The following is an 18,955-nucleotide window of genomic DNA, read 5'->3' on the forward strand; positions in this document are numbered from 1 at the left end:
GAAGGTCGTCCAGTGAGCGCTGCGCCTGCAGACACCCTGTCCATCGAGGCGCTGCACGTCGCGCTCGACGCCGACGCCGGCCTGGTGCGCGCGATCGACGGCCTGAGCCTGGCGATCACGCGTGGCGAGACCTTCGCGCTGGTGGGCGAGTCGGGCTGCGGCAAGAGCATGACGGCGTTGGCGCTGATGCGGTTGCTGCCCGAGAACGGCCGCGTCACCGCGGGCTCGGTGCGGCTGGGCGGCGAGGAACTGCTGGACCTGCCGGAGTCGCGCATGCGGGCGGTGCGCGGTGCGCGCGTCGGCATGATCTTCCAGGAGCCGGCGACCAGCCTGAACCCGGTGATGCGGATCGGCACGCAGATCGTCGAAGCGATCGAGGCGCACACGGCGCTGCGCGGCGCGGCAGCGCGGGCCAAGGCGCTGGACTGGCTGAAGCGCGTGGGCATCCCCGAGCCCGAGAGGCGCATCGACGACTACCCGTTCCGCCTGAGCGGCGGGCAGAAGCAGCGCGTGATGATCGCCATCGCGCTGGCCGCCGAGCCCGAGTTCCTGGTGGCCGACGAGCCGACCACCGCACTCGACGTCACGATCCAGAAGCAGATCCTCGACCTGCTGCGCGAACTGCAGCGCGAGCGCGGACTGGGGCTGATGCTGATCACGCACGACCTCGGCGTGGTGGCCGGCATGGCGCAGACGGTGGCGCTGATGTATGCCGGCCAGATCGTCGAGGTGGCGAGCGCGAAGGACTTCTTCGCCCACCCGCGCCACCCCTACGCCCGGCTGCTGTTGCGCGCCGTGCCCGACGCCAGCCAGCGCGGCGGCGAGCTCGCGGCGATCGCCGGCAGCGTGCCGCCGCTGTGGCGGCGCTTCGAGGGCTGCCGCTTCGCCGACCGCTGCGACCGCGTGTTCGATCGCTGCCACGGTACCGAGCCGCCGCTGATCGAGACCGCGGCCGGCCATCAGGTGCGCTGCCTGCTGTATGTCGACGGCGCATCGCCGCCCGGGTCGGCGCCGGCCACGACAGCGATCGACGCGCCTGCGGCCCGGCCGGCGCCGGCCGAGCCCTCGCTGCTGCTGGACGTGCAGAACCTCGTGGTGCGTTTCCCGGTGCGCGGCGGGCTGCTGCAGCGCGCCCGCTCGCACGTGACGGCGGTCGACGGCGTGTCGTTCCGGCTCGACGCCGGGCGCACGCTGGCGCTGGTGGGCGAGTCGGGTTGCGGCAAGACGACGATCGGCAAGGCCCTGCTGCAGCTGCTGCGCGGCACGGCGGCGGTCGAGGGCCGGGCGCTGTGGCGAGGCGAGGACCTGTTCTCGCTTCAGGGTGATGCGCTGCGGCGGGCGCGCCGCGAGATCCAGATCGTGTTCCAGGACCCGTTCGCGTCGCTCGACCCGCGCATGCGGGTGTTCGAGGCGCTGGAGGAGGGCCTGGTTGCACTGCGGCCCGAACTCGACCGTGCCGCGCGCCGCGCGCGCATCGAGACGCTGGTCGAGCGCGTCGGCCTGCGCCGCGACGCACTGGAGCGCTGGCCGCACGAGTTCTCGGGCGGCCAGCGCCAGCGCATCGCGATCGCGCGGGCGCTGGCGGTCGAGCCGCGCCTGCTGGTGTGCGACGAGCCGACCTCGGCGCTCGACGTGTCGGTGCAGGCGCAGATCCTCAACCTGCTGCGCGAGCTGCAGCGCGAGCTCGGCGTGTCCTACCTGTTCATCACGCACAACATCGGCGTGGTCGAGTACATCGCCGACGAGGTGGCCGTGATGCACCGCGGGCGCTTCGAGGAGGTGGGTCCGGTCGGCGGCGTGCTCGAAGCGCCGCGCAGCGCCTACACGCGTCGCCTGCTGGCGGCCGTGCCGAGGCTGGACCGCCAGATGTTCCAATCGTCCCAGTTCGATCCACCGTGACCCGCAGGAGCCACCCCGATGTCCCGTAGACCCCCGACTTTTGCACGCTGCACGGCGCTCGTCGGCAGCGCGCTGCTGTCGTTCGCCGCAGGCGTGCAGGCGCAGGACGCGCAGAGGCTCGAGCGGGTCGAGGTGACCGGTTCGGCCATCAAGCGCAGCCAGGTCGAGGGGCCGGTGCCGGTGCAGGTGGTGACCCACAAGGACATCGAGCGGACCGGCGCGTCGACGATCAACGAGCTGATGAAATCGATCATGTCGCTCGACATCTTCGATGACGGCGAGCTGTCCTCGGGCACGCCGGTCGGCTCGGGCACTGCCATCGTCTTCATGCGCGGCCTGGCCGAGACCAATGTGCTGGTGCTGCTGAACGGCCGCCGGCTGCCGATCAATGCGCTGTACGACTCCTCGGGGGCGGGCGCCGCGGTCGACGTCAACTCCATCCCGCTCGCCGCGATCGAGCGCGTGGAGATCCTGAAGGACGGCGGTTCGGCGATCTATGGCGCCGATGCGGTGGCCGGCGTCGTCAACTTCATCACCCGCAAGAGCTACACCGGCTTCGAACTGCGCGCCGGCTACGGCATTTCCAGCCGCGGCGATGGCGAGGAGCGCAAGGCCGGCCTGTCGGCCGGCTTCGGCTCGCTGGCGGCCGACGGCTACAACGTGTTCGCCGGCCTCGACCTGTTCAAGCGCGACCCGATCCAGCGCAGCGACCGCGACATGTCCAGTTCGGCCGATTTCCGGCGCTTCGGCGGGCCCGACAGCCGCAGCATCTTCGCGCCCACCGGCAACTATGTCGATGCCGACTTCATCCCCATTCCTGGCGCCTACGTGCGACCCTGCCCGCCGGCGCAGATCGGTGCCGACGGGCTGTGCCGCTACGACTTCAATGCCAGCCTGCTGAGCGCCTACAACGGCGCCGATCGGCTCAGCGGCATGCTGCTGGGCACGGTGCAGCTGACGCCCGGTCTCCAGGGCTTCGCCGAGGTGCTGGCCTCCCGCTCGCGCGACACCTTCGTGGGCCATCCCGCGCCCGACTACTTCCTCGACGGCAACGGCGACTTCTTCGTTGGCCGTTTCATGCAGGGCGGGCCGCGCCTGACCCAGCGCACGGCCAACCTGCTGCAACTGTCGACCGGGCTCGAGGGCACGCTCGGCGAGGTCGAGTGGAAGGTCGATGTCGGCCAGGGCCGCAGCCGGGTCGTCAACGACGACCGCAACTATTTCACCTATGCCGGCGTCGACCAGCTCGACGCCAGCTCGCTCAACAACGACCCGGCGCTGGTCGAGTCGCTGAAGGTGCGACCGCGCCGCGAGGGCGAGTCGAAGATCCTGTTCGCCAACGGCAAGCTGACCGGCGAACTGCTGCAGATGCCGGCCGGCCCGCTGTCCTATGCGGTCGGCACTTCGGTCTGGAAGGAGTCGATCGTCGACACGCCGGATGCGCTGTCGCAGGCCGGAGAGATCGTCGGCAGCATCCAGCAGGCGGCCGTCGATGCCGAGCGCAAGGCCTACGCGTTCTTCACCGAGCTCAACGTGCCGGTGACGCCTCAGCTCGAAGGGCAGGTGGCGTTGCGCTACGACCATTACCCCAGCGCCAGCAAGACCAGCCCCAAGCTGGCCGCGCGCTACCTGTTCACGCCGGCCTTCAGCACCCGGGCCTCGTACACCGAGAGCTTCCGCATGCCGAGCCTGAAGCAGCTCTACGGCGCGCGCGAGAGCGGCGCCGCCGACTTCACCAACGACACGCTGTGCGCCGCCTTCGGCCAGCCGGCCGGCTGCACGCTGTCGGGCTTCTTCGCCAACGGCTCCAACCCGCGTCTGCAGCCGGAGAAGGGCCGCACCTACAACCTCGGCTTCGTGCTGTCGCCAGAGGGGGGGTTCAATGCCACGCTCGACATCTGGCAGATCAAGATCGCCGACCAGATCAACACGCCGACCGTCGACCAGGCCATCGCGGCCGGCAAGTTCGCCCAGGACGCGCAGGGCCGCATCGTCGTCGACACCGACCTGCAGAACTTCTCGAAGGCCCGCGTGCAGGGGCTGGACCTGCAGCTCGAGCAGCGCCTCGGCAGCGCGGGCGCCGGCAGCTTCACGCTGCGCAACGACACGGCCTACTACCTGAAGCAGGAGCGGCAGGACGGGCCGGGCCAGCCCTGGCAGGACCTGAAGGAGACCTACGCCGCGCCGAAGTGGCGCAACCTCTTCAGCGTGACCTGGGAGCTGGCGACCTGGGCCAACACCCTGGCGCTGCGCTCGACCGGCGGCTTCTACGACACCGACGAGCCCGATCCTGCGCCCGGCACCCGCAAGGTGGCCGCCCACCACGAGGTCGACTGGGTGTCCGGCTTCACCGGCCTGAAGAACCTGCGCCTCGACTTCGGCATCCGCAACCTGTTCGACCGCATGCCGCCGTTCAGCGTGACCAACGCCTCCGACGGTCGCTACTCCCAGCTCGGCTTCGCCGAGCTGTACACCAACCGGGGGCGCTTCTTCTTCCTGAATGCGAGCTACGAGTTCAATTGAACCGTCGAAGTCGTCGTGCAATTCGAGCTGCCAGCTTGTCAGCGATATCGAAAGCGAAACGACAGCTCGACGACGATGCTGCCAGGGACGATCGAGGAAAGGTGCTCCGTCGATCCATGGCATGAATGTTGTATGAGAATTTGAAAAATTCTCTTACGACGTCCGATGAACGAACTGACCCGGATCAAAACCAGGAGCGCCTCCCTCGACGCACGGCGTATGCTTTTGGCCGACCGGCAGCCCGCCGGGTTTCATAATCGCATCCGCTCACGAAGCGCTGTTCCGCCCGCTGACCCCGTGGGTCCGCGATGAGTCGCTCCTGCGAGCGGCATCGTCCCCCCGCGACAATCTCGTTTCAACGCACGCCTCCCGGAGATTTCATGATTCGTTGCTTTCGTGGCCGTTCGGCTGTCGCCTTGCTGGGGACGTTCGCCTTGGCCCTGCTGATGGCCGGGACGGCCCTGACGCCTTCGGTCGTTCATGCCCAGGCGGTGGTGCCCAGCGAGCCGGCGGCCTCCGCGGCCGTCGTCCCTGCGGCGGCCGCGCCAGCACCGGCGGCGGTGGCCGAGAACCCCTATGGCCTGGAGTCGCTGTGGCGAACCAGCGATGGCGTTGCGAAGGCCGTGCTGCTGATTCTGGTCGTGATGTCGATGGGCAGTTGGTACATCATCGTCGTCAAGTTCATCGAGCAGGCCAGGCTCAACCGCCAGGCCAAGCTGGCCGCCAAGAGCTTCTGGAGCGCCGGCAGCGTGCGGCAGGGGGCCGACACGCTGGAGCAGACGAGCCCGTTCCGCTTCATCGCCGAGGCCGGCCTCGAGGCGACCAAGAAGCACGGCGGCCTGTTCGAGCACGTGGACCTGAACAGCTGGGTCACGATGTCGATCCAGCGCGCGATGGAGCGCGTGCAGAGCCGCCTGCAGGACGGCCTGGCGTTCCTGGCCACCGTGGGTTCCACCGCACCCTTCGTCGGTCTGTTCGGCACGGTCTGGGGCATCTACCACGCCCTCACCGCGATCGGCGTGGCCGGGCAGGCCTCGATCGACAAGGTGGCGGGCCCGGTGGGCGAGGCCCTGATCATGACGGCCATCGGCCTGGCGGTCGCCGTGCCGGCGGTGCTGGGCTACAACTGGCTGGTGCGTCGCAACAAGGGCTCGATGGAAGAAGTGCGCGCCTTCGGCAACGACCTGCATTCGGTGCTGCTCGCCACGAGCCGCGCCCCGGCCAAGGCCTGAGCGATGGCGATGAGCGTCGGCCCCGCGGGAGGGGACGAGGACGAGGTCGTCTCGGCGATCAACACCACGCCGCTGGTCGACGTGATGCTGGTGCTGCTGATCATCTTCCTGATCACCATCCCGGTCGTCACCACCTCGATCCCCGTCACGCTGCCGAAGGAGACGATCCAGGTCCGCGAGAGCAAGCCCGAGAACGTGATCATCTCGGTCGACGCCGGCGGCGCGATGTACTGGTACGACAGCCGCGTGCCGAACGCGAACGCGCTGGTCGAGCGGCTCAAGAAGGTGGCGGCGATGAAGCCGCAGCCCGAGGTGCAGATTCGCGGTGACCTTGCGGCACGCTACGACGCGGTCGGCAAGGTGGTCTACGCCTGCCAGCGCGCCGGCATCACCAAGGTGTCGTTCATCACCGAGCCGCCGCCGCGCGGCGGTTGACGCAGGAGCCTTTCGACCATGGCCATGAGCCCGCTGGGCGCCGACGCCGGCAACGAGCCCGAGCTGATGATGGAGATCAACACCACGCCGCTGATCGACGTGATGCTGGTGCTGCTGATCATGCTCATCATCACCATCCCGATCCAGCTGCACGCGGTCAAGCTCGACATGCCGGTCGGCCCGCCACCGCCGCAGGTCGTGCCGCCGCAGGTGATGAAGATCGACATCGATGCCAACGATGCGATCTTCTTCAACGCCGAGCCGGTCGCCAACGTCGTCGAGGCCGAGCGCCGGCTGCAGGCCATGGCGGCACTGCCGCTGGAGGCGCAGCCCGAGCTGCACCTGCGGCCCGACCGGCTCTCGAAGTACAGCACCGTGGCCGGCGTGATGGCCGCGGTGCAGCGCAACGGCCTCACCAAATTCGGCATCGTCGGCAGTGAACAGTTCATCGAATAGCGTCGCGGCCGGCCCGCTGCACGCCGGGGCCCGGAGTCCGTTGGCATGGACCTGAGCTTCGAACGTCAGCCGCCGTCGCGGCGCTTCGTCGGCTTCGTCGTCGTGGCGGTGCTGCACGTCTTCATCTTCTATGCGCTGGTGTCGGGTCTGGCCCGCAGCGTGGTCGAGGTGGTCCGCAAGCCGCTCGAGGCGAAGATCATCGCGGAGCTCCCTCCGCCGCCGCCGCCTCCGCCGCCCCCGCCGCCGCCCAAGGAGATCCGGAAGCCTGCGCCACCACCGAAGGTGAAGGCGCCGCCGCCGCCCTACGTGCCGCCGCCGGAGATCACCCCGCCGCCGGCCCCCGCGCCGCCGATCACCGTGGCGCCCGAGCCGCCGAAGGTGGAATACAAGATCGAGCCGCCCCCGCCGCCCGCCCCGCCGCCGGCGCCGCCGGCCCCGCCTGCTCCCAGCCGCAGCGACATCACGGTGGTCTGCCCGACGCAGGTCAAGCCGGAACTGCCGCGCCGCGCCCTGCAGGAGGGCACTTCCGGCGTGGTACGGGCGCAGGCGCGCATCAGCGGCGGCGTGGTCAAGGAGGTCACCATCCTGTCGGGGCCACGCGTCTTCCACGCCGCGGTGCGCAGCGCGATGCTGCAGTACAAGTGCGTGAGCGGTGCCGACGACGTGATCGCCGTACAGGAGTTCGAGTTCAAGATCGAGTGAAGCCAGCCGGACCGGCGGCCGGCCTGCCCGGTGCCGGGTTCAGGGCGCGATCGCGTCCAGCAGCTCGGTCTCGATGGCGATCTGCTGTCGGTTCTGCTGCAGCGACGCGCCGTTGATCAGGAAGGTGTCCTCGACGCGCTCACCGAGTGTGGTGACCTTGGCGAGCTGCAGGTTGAGCTGGTGGCGCGCCAGAACGCGCGCGATCGCGTAGAGCAGGCCCGATCGGTCGCTGGCCGACACGCTGAGCAGCCAGCGCTGGGCGCGCTCGTCGGGCTTGAGCAGCACCCGTGGCGTGACCGGGAAGGACTTGACGCGACGCGACAGGCGGCCGCGGCTCGGTTCGGGCAGCGGCCCGTCGGCGGCCAGCGCCTCGGACAGCTGGATCTCGACCAGCGAGATCAGGTCGCGGTAGGCCACGTCGACGTACTGTTCGACGTGCTGCGAGATGACCTGGAAGGTGTCGAGCGCGTAGCCGATGGTGGTGGTGTGGATCTTGGCGTCGAGGATGTTGAAGCCGGCGCTGTCGAAGTAGCCGCAGATGCGCGCGAACAGGTCGGGCCGGTCCGGTGCGTAGACCAGCACCTGCAGCCCTTCGCCGACGCTGGAGAGGCGCGCCCGCACCACCGGGATGCGGGTGTCGACGTGGCGGTAGAGCGAGCGGGCGTGCCAGGCGATGTCGGCCGCGTCGTGGCGCACGAAGTAGCTGAGCTCCAGCGTGTCCCACAGCGGCTGCTGCACGCCCGGCAGCAGCGAATACAGGTTGAGCACGTGCAGGGCTTCCTGCTTGCGCGCCTCCAGCTCGGCCGCGACGTTGGGCTTGGCGCCGCCGAGCGCGCGCAATGTGGCGCGGTACAGATCCTCGAGCAGTTTGCCCTTCCACGCATTCCAGACCTTGGGGCTGGTGCCGCGGATGTCGGCCACGGTCAGCAGGTAGAGCGCGGTGAGCGTGCGAGGGTCCTTGACCTTGGTGGCGAAGGTCTCGATCACCTCGGCGTCGCTCAGGTCCTCCTTCTGCGCGATGCGGCTCATGGTGAGGTGCTCGCGCACCAGGAACTCGATCAGCTGCGCGTCCTCGCGCGCGATGCCGTGGTCGCGGCAGAAGCGCCGTACCTCGACGCCGCCCAGGTCGGAGTGGTCGCCGCCGCGGCCCTTGGCCACGTCGTGGAACAGCGCCGCCACGTACAGCACCCACGGCCGCTCGAACTGTGCACCGAGCTGCGAGCAGAACGGGTACTCGTGAGCATGCTCGGCGATGAAGAAGCGCCGCACGTTGCGCAGCACCATCAGGATGTGCTGGTCCACGGTGTAGACGTGGAACAGGTCGTGCTGCATCTGCCCGACGATGCGGCGGAACACCCACAGATGGCGTCCCAGCACCGACGTCTGGTTCATCAGCCGAAAGGCGTGCGTCTGCCGGCCCGTGGGGTTGATGAGGATCTGCATGAACAGCGCGCGGTTGACCGGGTCGCGCCGGAACGCGCCGTTCATCACGTCGCGCGAGTTGTACAGCGCGCGCAGCGTGCGCGCCGACAGGCCCTTCATGCCGACCGTCTGCTGGTAGGTCACGAAGGTCTCGAGGATGGCGTGCGGATCGCGCTGGTAGAGGTCGTCGCTGACGACCTCGAGCATGCCGCCACGGTCGAGGAACTTGTCGTTGATGGGGCGCATCGGCGACTTGCCGGTGCCCTGGATCTGCTCCTCGATGTTGAGCATCAGGATCTGGTTGAGCTGCGCCACTGCCTTGGCGGCCCAGTAGTACCGCCGCATCAGCGCCTCGGAGGCGCGCCGCTCGCGCGTGCTCTGGTAGCCGAAGCTCTCGGCCACGGCAGTCTGCAGGTCGAACACCAGCCGATCCTCGCGCCGGCCCGCCACCATGTGCAGACGCGCCCGGATCAGCTTGAGCAGGCCTTCGTTGCGCTGCAGTTGCTTGACCTCGAAGGGCGTGACCATGCCGTTGGCGGCCAGTGCGGTCCAGGTCTTGCCGAGCCGGGCCGCGCGGGCGATCCAGATCACGGTCTGCAGGTCGCGCAGGCCGCCCGGGCTTTCCTTGCAGTTGGGCTCCAGCGAGTAGGGCGTGTCCTCGTACTTGGTGTGGCGCTGGTGCATCTCCAGCGTCTTCGCCCGCAGGAACGCGGCCGGGTCGAGCGCGGCCAGGTGGGCACGCCGGAACTCGTCGAACACGCGGCGCGAACCGCACAGGAAGCGCGCCTCGAGCAGAGCGGTCTGCACCGTCACGTCGCGCTCGGACTCGGCCACGCACTCGTCGATGGTGCGCACGCTCGATCCGATCTCGAGGCCGATGTCCCAGCAGGCGGTGATGAAGCCGCCGATGGTGGACTTGAGCGCGTCGTTGTCGTGCGCGTCGCCGTGCGTGGCCGGGAGCAGCACCAGCACATCGACATCGGAGTAGGGGAACAGCTCGCCGCGGCCGTAGCCGCCCACGGCCACCAGCGCCGCGCCCTTGGGCATCAGCGCGTGCTGCCACAGGTGCAGCAGCGTGCCGTCGACGTGGCGTGCCAAGCCGCGGATCAGCCGCGTGGCGGCCGGTGCGGTGGGGCGCGAGGCGCGGAAGCGCTCGATCAGCGCGGCCTTGCCGTCGCGCAGGCGCGCGCGCAGCGCCGGCACGGTGGGGGCGGGGGGCGTTGCGGGCAGCAGCGCTGCGCTCATCAGGCCGCGCCGGGTTCCGGCGGCGGTGGGCTGCCGGCCGAGAGGGTGAGCACCTCGTAGCCGGTGTCGGTGACCAGCACCGTGTGCTCCCACTGCGCCGAGAGCGAGCGGTCCTTGGTCACGATGGTCCAGCCGTCGCCCAGTTCCTTGATCTCGCGGCGCCCGGCGTTCACCATCGGCTCGATCGTGAACACCATGCCGGGCACCAGTTCCTCCAGCGTGCCGGGGCGGCCGTAATGCAGCACCTGTGGTTCCTCGTGGAACTTGCGGCCGATGCCGTGCCCGCAGAACTCGCGCACGATCGAGAAGCCCTGGCGTTCGGTGAAGGTCTGGATCGCGTGGCCGATGTCGCCGAGCCGCACGCCGGGCTTCACCTTGACAATGCCGCGCCACATGGCCTCGTAGGTGAGCGAGCACAGCCGGCGGGCCGCGATCGAGCCCTCGCCGACCACGAACATGCGACTGGTGTCGCCGTGCCAGCCGTCCTTGATGACGGTGACGTCGATGTTGACGATGTCGCCGTTCTTCAGCGGCCGGTCGTTCGGGATGCCGTGGCAGACCTGATGATTGATCGACGTGCAGATCGACTTGGGGTAGGGCGTGTAGCCGGGCGGCGCGTAGTTCAGCGGCGCCGGGACGGCATCCTGCACCTCGACGATGTGCCGGTGCGCCAGGCGGTCCAGCTCGTCGGTGGTGATGCCGGGCTTGACGTGCAGCGTCAGCATGTCCAGCACCTCGGAGGCGAGCCGCCCCGCGATGCGCATGCCGTCGGCGTCGGCGGCGGTCTTGATCGTGATCGACATAGCCGGGGATTATCTCATCAGGCCCGTAAAATCTAGGGTTTGCGAGGGGACATCCCGCCTCGCACCGCACGCCCTCCAGACCCGCGACTTCCGCGCGCCCCATGACCCAGCCCACGATCCTCTCCTTCGACGGCGGCAACGCGCTGTCCGCCTTCCGTGCCCAGGCCCTGTTGCCGCGGTTGCAGGCGCTCGCCGCCGGCATCACCGCGGTCCATGCCCGGCACGTGCACTGGGTGGCGGCGGAGGCGGCGCTCGATGCAGCCGCACGCGACAAGCTGGCCGGCCTGCTGCGCTACGGCAACGCCTATGCCGGCCCGACGGAGGGCACCCTGGTGCTGGTGATGCCGCGCCTGGGCACGGTGTCGCCCTGGGCCAGCAAGGCCACCGACATTGCCCACAACTGCGGCCTGGGCATCCGCCGCGTCGAGCGCGTCACCGAGTACCGGCTGACGCTCAAGGGCGGACTGCTCGGCGGCAGCAAGCCGCTCACCGATGCCGAGCGCGCGGCCGTGGCCGAACTGCTGCACGACCGCATGACCGAGAGCGTGGCCTTCGAGCACGGCGCCGCGGCCCACCTGTTCGATGCCCAGCCGGGGAAGCCGATGGAGACGGTCGACGTGATCGGCCGGGGTCGCACGGCGCTGGAAGCGGCGAACCGCGACTTCGGCCTGGCGCTGAGCGACGACGAGATCGATTACCTCGTCGCCGCCTTCACCGGACTGCAGCGCAACCCGACCGACGTGGAGCTGATGATGTTCGCGCAGGCGAACTCCGAGCACTGCCGCCACAAGATCTTCAACGCGCAGTTCACGATCGACGGCGAGGCTCAGGAACACTCGATGTTCCAGATGATCCGTCACACCCACAAGACCTCGCCGCAGCACACCATCGTGGCGTACAGCGACAACGCGGCGGTGATGGAGGGCTTCCCGATCGAGCGCTGGCTACCGCAGGGCTACACCAATGCGCCGGTCTATGCGGCGCGCCACGAGACGGCCCACGTGCTGATGAAGGTCGAGACGCACAACCACCCGACGGCGATCTCCCCGTTCGCCGGTGCGTCCACCGGCGCCGGCGGCGAGATCCGCGACGAGGGCGCCACCGGGCGCGGCGCCCGGCCCAAGGCCGGCCTGACCGGCTTCTCGGTCTCCAACCTCCAGTTGCCCGGCACCCATGAGCCCTGGGAGCGTGTGCGCTACGGCAAGCCCGAGCACATCGCGAGCGCGCTGCAGATCATGATCGACGGCCCGCTGGGCGGCGCGGCCTTCAACAACGAGTTCGGCCGACCCAACCTGGGCGGCTACTTCCGCGTCTACGAGCAGACGGTCGGCGCCGGTGCGCAGGCGCAGCGCCGCGGCTACCACAAGCCCATCATGATCGCCGGGGGCCTGGGCACGATCAGCGACGGCCAGACCCACAAGATCCCGTTCCCGGCCGGCACGCTGCTGATCCAGCTCGGCGGTCCCGGCATGCGCATCGGCATGGGCGGCGGTGCCGCCAGCTCGATGGCGGCCGGCGCCAACACCGCGGCACTGGATTTCGATTCGGTGCAGCGCGGCAATCCGGAGATCCAGCGGCGCGCGCAGGAGGTCCTGAACCACTGCTGGGCGCTGGGCGCGGGCAATCCCATCCTCGCGGTGCACGACGTCGGCGCCGGTGGCATCAGCAATGCCTTCCCCGAGCTGGTGCACGACGCCGGCCGCGGCGCGCGTTTCGACCTGCGCAAGGTGCCGCTGGAGGAAAGCGGCCTGGCGCCGAAGGAGATCTGGTGCAACGAGAGCCAGGAACGCTACGTGCTGGCGATCGCGCCCGAGAGCCTGCCGCTGTTCGAGGCGATGGCCACCCGTGAACGCTGCCCCTACGCGGTGGTCGGTGTCGCCAGCGACGCACTGCAGCTGGTGCTCGAGGACGGCCCCGGCGGACAGGGCGAGCACGGCACGCCGATCGACATGCCGATGGACGTGCTGCTCGGCAAGCCGCCGAAGATGCACCGCCAGGTGCAGCGCGTGGCGCACCACCTGGAGCCGTTGGCGCTGGCGGGCGTGACGCTGCAGCAGGCCGCCTTCGACGTGCTGCGCCATCCCACGGTGGCCAGCAAGCGCTTCCTGATCACCATCGGCGACCGCACGGTCGGGGGTCTGAGCCATCGTGACCAGATGGTCGGCCCGTGGCAGGTGCCGGTGGCCGACTGCGCGGTGACGCTGGCCGACCATGCCGGCTTCCACGGCGAGGCCATGGCGATGGGCGAGCGCACGCCGCTGGCCCTGATCGACGCGCCGGCCGCCGGCCGCATGGCGGTGGCCGAGAGCATCACCAACCTGCTGGCCGCGCCGATCGAGCTGCCGCGCGTCAAGCTCAGCTGCAACTGGATGGCCGCCTGCGGCGAACCCGGCGAGGACGCAGCGCTGTACGACACGGTGCGCGCGGTCGGCCTGGAGCTGTGTCCGGCGCTGGGCATCGCGGTGCCGGTCGGCAAGGATTCGCTGTCGATGCGCACGCGCTGGAGCGACGCCGAATCCGGCGAGGCGAAGCAGGTGACCGCGCCGGTCTCGCTGATCGTCACCGCCTTCGCCAGCCTCGCCGACGTGCGCGGCACGCTCACGCCGCAGCTGCAGCCGGGTGATACCTCGCTGATCCTGATCGACCTGGGGCAGGGCCGCAACCGCCTGGGCGGCTCGATCCTGGCGCAGACGCTGGAGCAACTGGGCGACAGCGCACCCGACCTCGACGATGCCGCGCTGCTGAAGCAGCTGGTGGCCGCCATCCACCGCCTGCGCGGCGAAGGCCGGCTGCTGGCCTACCACGACCGTTCCGACGGCGGCCTGTGGGCGACGGTCTGCGAGATGGCCTTCGCCGGCCACTGCGGCGTGTCGCTCAACGTCGACCTGCTGGTGACCGAGGGCGACGGCGTGTCCGACAGCCGCATGGACAGCGGCGATGCCAAGAACTGGGCCGGCCAGGTGGGTGCGCGCCGCGAGGAGCTGACGCTGAAGGCGCTGTTCGCCGAGGAGTTGGGCGCGGTGATCCAGGTCGCCGGCGCCGAGCGCGACAAGGTGCTCCACGTGCTGCGCGAGGCCGGCCTCGGCCGTCACAGCCACGTGATCGGCAAGCCCAACGACCGCGGTGTCGTCGAGGTCTGGCGCGACGCCAAGGCCGTGTTCAGCGCGCCGCTGCGCGAACTGCATCAGGCCTGGGACGAGGTGAGCTGGCGCATCGCCGCGCTGCGCGACCACCCGGGCTGTGCCGAGGCCGAGCATGCGGCAGCCGGCGCGCCGGACGATGCCGGCCTGCAGTGGCAACCCAGCTTCGATCCGGCCGAGGACGTGGCCGCGCCCTTCCTGAAGCTCGCCCGTCCGAAGCTCGCGATCCTGCGCGAGCAGGGCGTCAACTCGCACATCGAGATGGCCTATGCGATGGCGCAGGCCGGCTTCGAGACCTACGACGTGCACATGAGCGACCTGCAGTCGGGCCGGGCCCGGCTCGACATGTACCGCGGCTTCGTCGCCTGCGGCGGCTTCAGCTATGGCGACACCTTGGGCGCCGGCGAGGGCTGGGCGCGCTCGGTGCTGTTCAACCCGCGGCTGGCCGACCAGTTCGCGGCGTTCTTCAACCGCGACGACAGCTTCGCGCTCGGCGTCTGCAACGGCTGCCAGATGATGGCGGCGCTGGCGCCCATCATCCCCGGCGCTCAGGCCTGGCCCAAGTTCACCCGCAACCGCAGCGAACAGTTCGAGGCGCGGCTGGCGCAGGTGGAGGTGCTGGAGAGTCCGTCGCTGTTCTTCGCCGGCATGGCCGGCAGCCGGCTGCCGATCGCGGTGGCGCACGGCGAGGGCTATGCCGACTTCTCCCAGCGCGGCGACGCCCGCGCGGTGCACCGCGCCATGCGCTACGTGGACCCGGCCGGCCGCGCCACCGAGGCCTATCCCCACAACCCCAACGGCAGCCCCGAAGGCCTGACCGCGGTGACCACGCCCGACGGCCGCTACACCGCGCTGATGCCGCACCCCGAGCGCGTGTTCCGCAACGTGCAGATGAGCTGGAGCGGCGGTGACGTCACCGCTGCCAGCCCCTGGCTGCGCATGTTCCGCAACGCGCGCCGCTGGGCTGCCTGATGGGAGGCGGGCCGCTGTGGTCCCCCGCGGACCGGCATGCCCGCCTCGACGCGCTGCGCGGTCTGGCCATCGTCTGGATGGCGGTGTTCCATTTCTGCTTCGACCTGGCCCACTTCCGGCTGATCGGCGCGAACTTCCACGCCGATCCGTTCTGGCTGCACCAGCGCACCGGGATCGTCAGCCTGTTCCTGTTCTGCGCCGGCCTCGGCCAGGCCGTCGCGCTGCACGCCGGCCAGGGCGGGGCGCGCTTCTGGCGCCGTTGGGCACAGATCGCCGGTTGCGCGCTGCTGGTCAGCGCCGGCAGCGCGCTGATGTTCCCGCGCAGCTGGATCAGCTTCGGCGTGCTGCACGGCATCGCGCTGATGCTGATCGTCTGCCGTTTCTCTGCCGGTGCAGGGCGCTGGCTGTGGCCGCTGGGGCTGGCGGCGATCCTGCTGCCGCAGTTCGTGCAGCACCCGCTGTTCGACAGCCGGCTCGCCAACTGGGTCGGCCTGGTGACGCGCCGGCCGGTCACCGAGGACTACGTGCCGCTGCTGCCCTGGCTGGGCGTCATGTGGTGGGGCCTGGCGGCCGGCCGGTGGTTGATCGAGCACCGCCCGGGATGGCTCGGCGGCCCGTTGCCCACCGCAGCCCGACCGCTGGCCGTGCTGGGGCGCTGGAGCCTGAGCTTCTACATGCTGCACCAGCCGCTGCTGATCGGCGCGCTGATGCTGTGGCTGGCCGTGCGGTGAGGTGCCCACAATGACGGACGGCGCAGCGATCGGCGAACGCGCCCGCCGCATGCTGCCCTGGCTGGTGGCGGTGGCCTTCTTCATGCAGACGCTGGACGGCACCATCGTCAACACCGCGCTGCCTGCGATGGCGCGCGACCTCGGCGAGAGCCCGCTGCGCATGCAGGCCGTCGTGATCGCCTACATGTTGACGGTGGCGCTGCTGATCCCGGTGTCGGGCTGGCTGGCCGACCGCTTCGGAACGCGGCGCATCTTCATCGGCGCGATCGTCGTGTTCAGCGTCGGGTCGGCGGCCTGCGCGCTGTCGGCCACGCTCGGCCAGCTCGCCGCGGCGCGCGTGCTGCAGGGCGTGGGCGGCGCGCTGCTGCTGCCGGTGGGTCGGCTCGCCATCCTGCGTGTGTTCCCCAAGGACCAACTGCTGCGCACGCTCGCCTTCGTCACGATCCCGGGCCTGGTTGGTCCGCTGATCGGTCCCAGCCTGGGCGGCTGGCTGGTCGAGGTGGCCACCTGGCACTGGGTGTTCCTGATCAACCTGCCGGTCGGCCTGGTGGGCGTGGTGGCCGCACGGCGCTACATGCCGGACCTGCGGGACGGCGCGGCGCAGCGTTTCGACCTGTGGGGCTACGTGCTGTTCGGCGCGAGCATCGTGATGATCTCCGTCGCGCTGCAGGGCCTGGGCGAACGGGCGCTGGGGTTCGCGAGCTCGATGCTGCTGCTGTTCGCCGGTTTCGCGGCGCTCGGCGGCTACTGGCTGCATGCGGCGCGCGCGCCGCAGCCGCTGTTCGGGCTCGGGCTGTTCTCGATCCCGACCTTTGCGGTGGGCCTGATCGGCAACCTGTTCGCGCGGCTCGGCAGCGGCGCGATTCCCTTCCTGATGCCGCTGTTCCTGCAGGTCGGGCTCGCCTATTCGCCGGCCGCCGCCGGCATGAGCCTGATCCCGACGGCGCTCGGCGCGATGCTGTCCAAGACCTTCGCCGAGCCGCTGATCGGGCGCCTGGGCTACCGCCGCACGCTGATCGGCAACACCGTGCTGCTGGGGCTGATGATCGCCAGCTTCGCGCTGGTCGATCTGGAGACCGGCCGCTGGGCGCTGATGCTGCACCTGGCCGCGTTCGGCATCGTCAACTCGCTGCAGTTCACCGCCATGAACACGCTGACGCTGGGGGACCTGGAGGGCCGCAACGCCAGCGCCGGCAACAGCCTGCTGTCGGTGGTGATGCAGGTCTCGATGAGCCTGGGTGTCGCGGCCGCCGCCGCGCTGCTGGTGGCGTTCGGCGGACACACGCAGGCCCAGGGATCGGCGGCCGTGGTGCAGACCTTCCACGCGGCCTTTGCCTGCATCGGCCTGATGACGGTCTGCGCTGCGCTCGTCTTCGCGCAGCTGCAGACCTGCGACGCGCCGCAGGCGGTGCCGCGCGTGCCGGACGAGCACTGATGCGCGAATGCGTTTTCCAACCGTGCGGGACTGGCCGTCGGGCATGAAAAAGGCGCCCCGCAGGGCGCCTGATGTCGTCGAGGGCCCGCGATCGGGTCACTCGAACTTGTAGTCGGTCTTGGCCTTGCTCTTGAGTTCGTCGCGGAAGGCGCCGACCTTCTGCTGGCTCAGGCGCTGCTCGATCTGCGGCTTTACTTCGGCCAGCGGCGGGAACTGGGCGTCGCGCACGTCCTCGAGCTTCAGGATGTGGAAGCCGTACTGGCTCTTGATCGGTGCCTCGGTCATCTTGCCCTTCTCGAGCTTGACCATCGCGTTGGAGAACTCGGGCACGAAGCTGCCCGGGGCCGCCCAGTCGAGATCGCCGCCGTTGGGCGCCGAGCCCGGGTCCTTGCTGGACTTCTTGGCCGTTTCCTCGAAGCTCGCGCCGCCCTGGATCTGCGCGATCAGGGCCTTGGCCTCGTCCTCGGTCTCCACGAGGATGTGGCGCACACGGTATTCCTTGTCGCCGGCCTGGGCCTTGTACTTGTCGTACTCGGCCTGGACCTCGGCGTCGGTGACGGGGTTCTTCTTCTGGAAGTCGGCGAACAGCTCGCGGATCAGGATGCTCTGGCGGGCCAGTTCCATCTGCGCCTTGTATTCCGGCGTGGCGGCCACGCCGCGCTTCTCGGCGGCCTGCGTGAAGATCTCGCGCAGCACCACCTCGTCCTTCACCTGACGCTCGGTCTCGGGCGGCAGCTGCTGGCCCTGGCTCTGTGCCTGCTTCGTGACCTGCAGCAGCAGGGCGTCGGCGCGCGCCTTCGGGACCGGCTTGCCGTTGACGATGGCGATGTTCTGCGCTGCGGCCAGCGCCGGGGCGAGCAGGGCGGCGGCCAGCGCGATGGACGATGCGCGAACGGCAAGGGTGTACGGCTTCATGCGATCAGAACCTCGGTAGGGAAAGGGCGGCGGGCGGCGTCGCGGGGCGACGGCTTCAAGGGGTGCTGCGGGCCGCTTCGGTGGGGGTGAGCGTGGTGAGTGCCAGGGCATGAATGCCGCGGGGCATCCACGAGGCGACGGCATCATACACAAGGCGGTGCCGCGCCAGACGTGACAAACCGTCAAAGCGCTCACTGACCAGATGGACGCTGTAATGCCCGCCTTCGCGGGCGCCGGCATGGCCGGCGTGCTGGTGGCTGTCGTCGCTGACGTGCAGCGATTGCGGCGCCAGCGCGTCCCGCAACGCGGCCTCGAGCTCGGCCGCGGTCGGGGCGAAGGCCGGCGCGGTGCGCCCCACGTTCGGCTCACTCATCTTCGGTCTTGATGTGGCGGCTCAGGTAGAGGCCTTGCGCCAGCGTGAACAGGAGCATCAGGCCCACGCCGCCGAACAGCTTGAAATTGACCCACACGTCGGTCGGGAAGCTGTAGGCGACGTAGAGGTTCGCCAGGCCCATGAACGCGAAGAAGGCGATCCACATGAAGTTGAGGTTGCGCCACACCGCCGGCGGCAGCTGGAGCTGGCCGCCCATCAGCGTCTGCAACAGGTTCTTTCGAAACACGGCGTGACTGAGCCAGAACGCCGTCCCCATGACCCAGTACAGCACGCTGGGCTTCCACTTGATGAAGGTCTCGTTGTGGAACCAGACGGTGGCGCCGCCGAGCACCGTGACCAGCCCGAGGCTGACCCACAGCATCGTGTCCACCTTCCTGCCGCGCAGCAGCAGCCAGCCGATCTGCGCGAAGGTGGCCACGATGACCACCAGCGTGGCCAGCAGCACCGGGGCCTCCTTCGGGCCGACCATGCCGCCGGAGACCAGGAAGCCGAAATGCTGGCTGGCGAACGCGGCCGCCGCGTCGGGTTGGCCTTCGGCCACCTTGAAGGCCACGAAGAACAGGACGATGGGAAGCAGGTCGAACAGGAACTTCATCGCGAGGGTCGGTCGTTGCCCAGGGCCCCGATTGTGCGGTGCCGGCGCCGGGGCGC

Annotated in this window: 14 protein-coding genes; 9 read left to right on the plus strand and 5 right to left on the minus strand. The window is 69.8% G+C overall.

Going from position 1 to position 18,955, the window contains the following annotated elements; genetic code table 11:
- Nucleotides 1–12 precede the first annotated feature (12 nt).
- From MPE_RS08825 to MPE_RS23935, 6 genes are all read left to right on the plus strand, one after another.
- Entirely contained in the window at nt 13–1,899 is a 1,887-nt protein-coding gene (locus MPE_RS08825) for a dipeptide ABC transporter ATP-binding protein (protein WP_011829349.1), read from the plus strand.
- An 18-nt stretch (nt 1,900–1,917) separates the two neighbouring features.
- Entirely contained in the window at nt 1,918–4,422 is a 2,505-nt protein-coding gene (locus MPE_RS08830) for a TonB-dependent receptor plug domain-containing protein (RefSeq protein ID WP_011829350.1), read from the plus strand.
- Between the two features lie 380 nt (nt 4,423–4,802).
- On the plus strand, nt 4,803–5,654 hold the full coding sequence (locus MPE_RS08835; RefSeq protein ID WP_148210919.1) for a MotA/TolQ/ExbB proton channel family protein: 852 nt from the start codon (nt 4,803–4,805) through the stop codon (nt 5,652–5,654).
- Between the two features lie 3 nt (nt 5,655–5,657).
- Nucleotides 5,658–6,089, plus strand: a complete 432-nt coding sequence (locus MPE_RS08840; protein WP_011829352.1) for an ExbD/TolR family protein — start codon at nt 5,658–5,660, stop codon at nt 6,087–6,089.
- Between the two features lie 18 nt (nt 6,090–6,107).
- A complete protein-coding gene (locus MPE_RS08845) occupies nt 6,108–6,545 on the plus strand; it encodes an ExbD/TolR family protein (RefSeq protein ID WP_011829353.1) in 438 nt (145 codons plus the stop codon).
- A 45-nt stretch (nt 6,546–6,590) separates the two neighbouring features.
- A complete protein-coding gene (locus MPE_RS23935) occupies nt 6,591–7,247 on the plus strand; it encodes an energy transducer TonB (protein ID WP_011829354.1) in 657 nt (218 codons plus the stop codon).
- A gap of 39 nt (nt 7,248–7,286) precedes the next feature.
- Here MPE_RS23935 and MPE_RS08855 read toward each other — a convergent pair whose 3' ends face one another.
- Nucleotides 7,287–9,914, minus strand: coding sequence for a [protein-PII] uridylyltransferase (locus tag MPE_RS08855; RefSeq protein ID WP_011829355.1), 2,628 nt, complete (start codon nt 9,912–9,914; stop codon nt 7,287–7,289).
- Nucleotides 9,914–10,717 (minus strand): type I methionyl aminopeptidase, encoded by an 804-nt coding sequence (gene map / locus MPE_RS08860; RefSeq protein ID WP_011829356.1) that lies wholly within the window; start codon nt 10,715–10,717, stop codon nt 9,914–9,916. Before map ends, MPE_RS08855 begins: the two co-directional genes overlap by 1 nt.
- A 101-nt stretch (nt 10,718–10,818) precedes the next feature.
- Between map and purL the strand changes: the two genes are divergently transcribed.
- From purL to mdtD, 3 genes are read left to right on the plus strand one after another with little or no spacing between them, the layout of a single operon-like run.
- On the plus strand, nt 10,819–14,829 hold the full coding sequence (gene purL, locus MPE_RS08865; protein ID WP_011829357.1) for a phosphoribosylformylglycinamidine synthase: 4,011 nt from the start codon (nt 10,819–10,821) through the stop codon (nt 14,827–14,829).
- Nucleotides 14,829–15,560: an acetyltransferase domain-containing protein gene (locus tag MPE_RS08870; RefSeq protein WP_011829358.1), complete on the plus strand. Its 732-nt coding sequence runs from the start codon at nt 14,829–14,831 to the stop codon at nt 15,558–15,560. The genes purL and MPE_RS08870 overlap by 1 nt, the downstream gene beginning before the upstream one ends.
- Nucleotides 15,561–15,570: 10 nt before the next feature.
- Complete coding sequence (mdtD, locus tag MPE_RS08875) at nt 15,571–16,995, plus strand: multidrug transporter subunit MdtD (protein WP_011829359.1); 1,425 nt, start codon at nt 15,571–15,573, stop codon at nt 16,993–16,995.
- A 96-nt stretch (nt 16,996–17,091) separates the two neighbouring features.
- Here mdtD and MPE_RS08880 read toward each other — a convergent pair whose 3' ends face one another.
- From MPE_RS08880 to MPE_RS08890, 3 genes are read right to left on the minus strand one after another with little or no spacing between them, the layout of a single operon-like run.
- The gene (locus MPE_RS08880; protein WP_011829360.1) at nt 17,092–17,910 is read right to left on the minus strand and encodes a peptidylprolyl isomerase; all 819 of its coding nucleotides are present in this window, start codon (nt 17,908–17,910) and stop codon (nt 17,092–17,094) included.
- A 55-nt stretch (nt 17,911–17,965) separates the two neighbouring features.
- Nucleotides 17,966–18,283 (minus strand): BolA family protein, encoded by a 318-nt coding sequence (locus MPE_RS08885; protein WP_011829361.1) that lies wholly within the window; start codon nt 18,281–18,283, stop codon nt 17,966–17,968.
- Nucleotides 18,276–18,899 (minus strand): septation protein A, encoded by a 624-nt coding sequence (locus MPE_RS08890; RefSeq protein WP_011829362.1) that lies wholly within the window; start codon nt 18,897–18,899, stop codon nt 18,276–18,278. The genes MPE_RS08885 and MPE_RS08890 overlap by 8 nt, the downstream gene beginning before the upstream one ends.
- Nucleotides 18,900–18,955: the final 56 nt, after the last annotated feature.

This window comes from Methylibium petroleiphilum PM1, from assembly GCF_000015725.1.
Taxonomy (GTDB): domain Bacteria; phylum Pseudomonadota; class Gammaproteobacteria; order Burkholderiales; family Burkholderiaceae_C; genus Methylibium; species Methylibium petroleiphilum.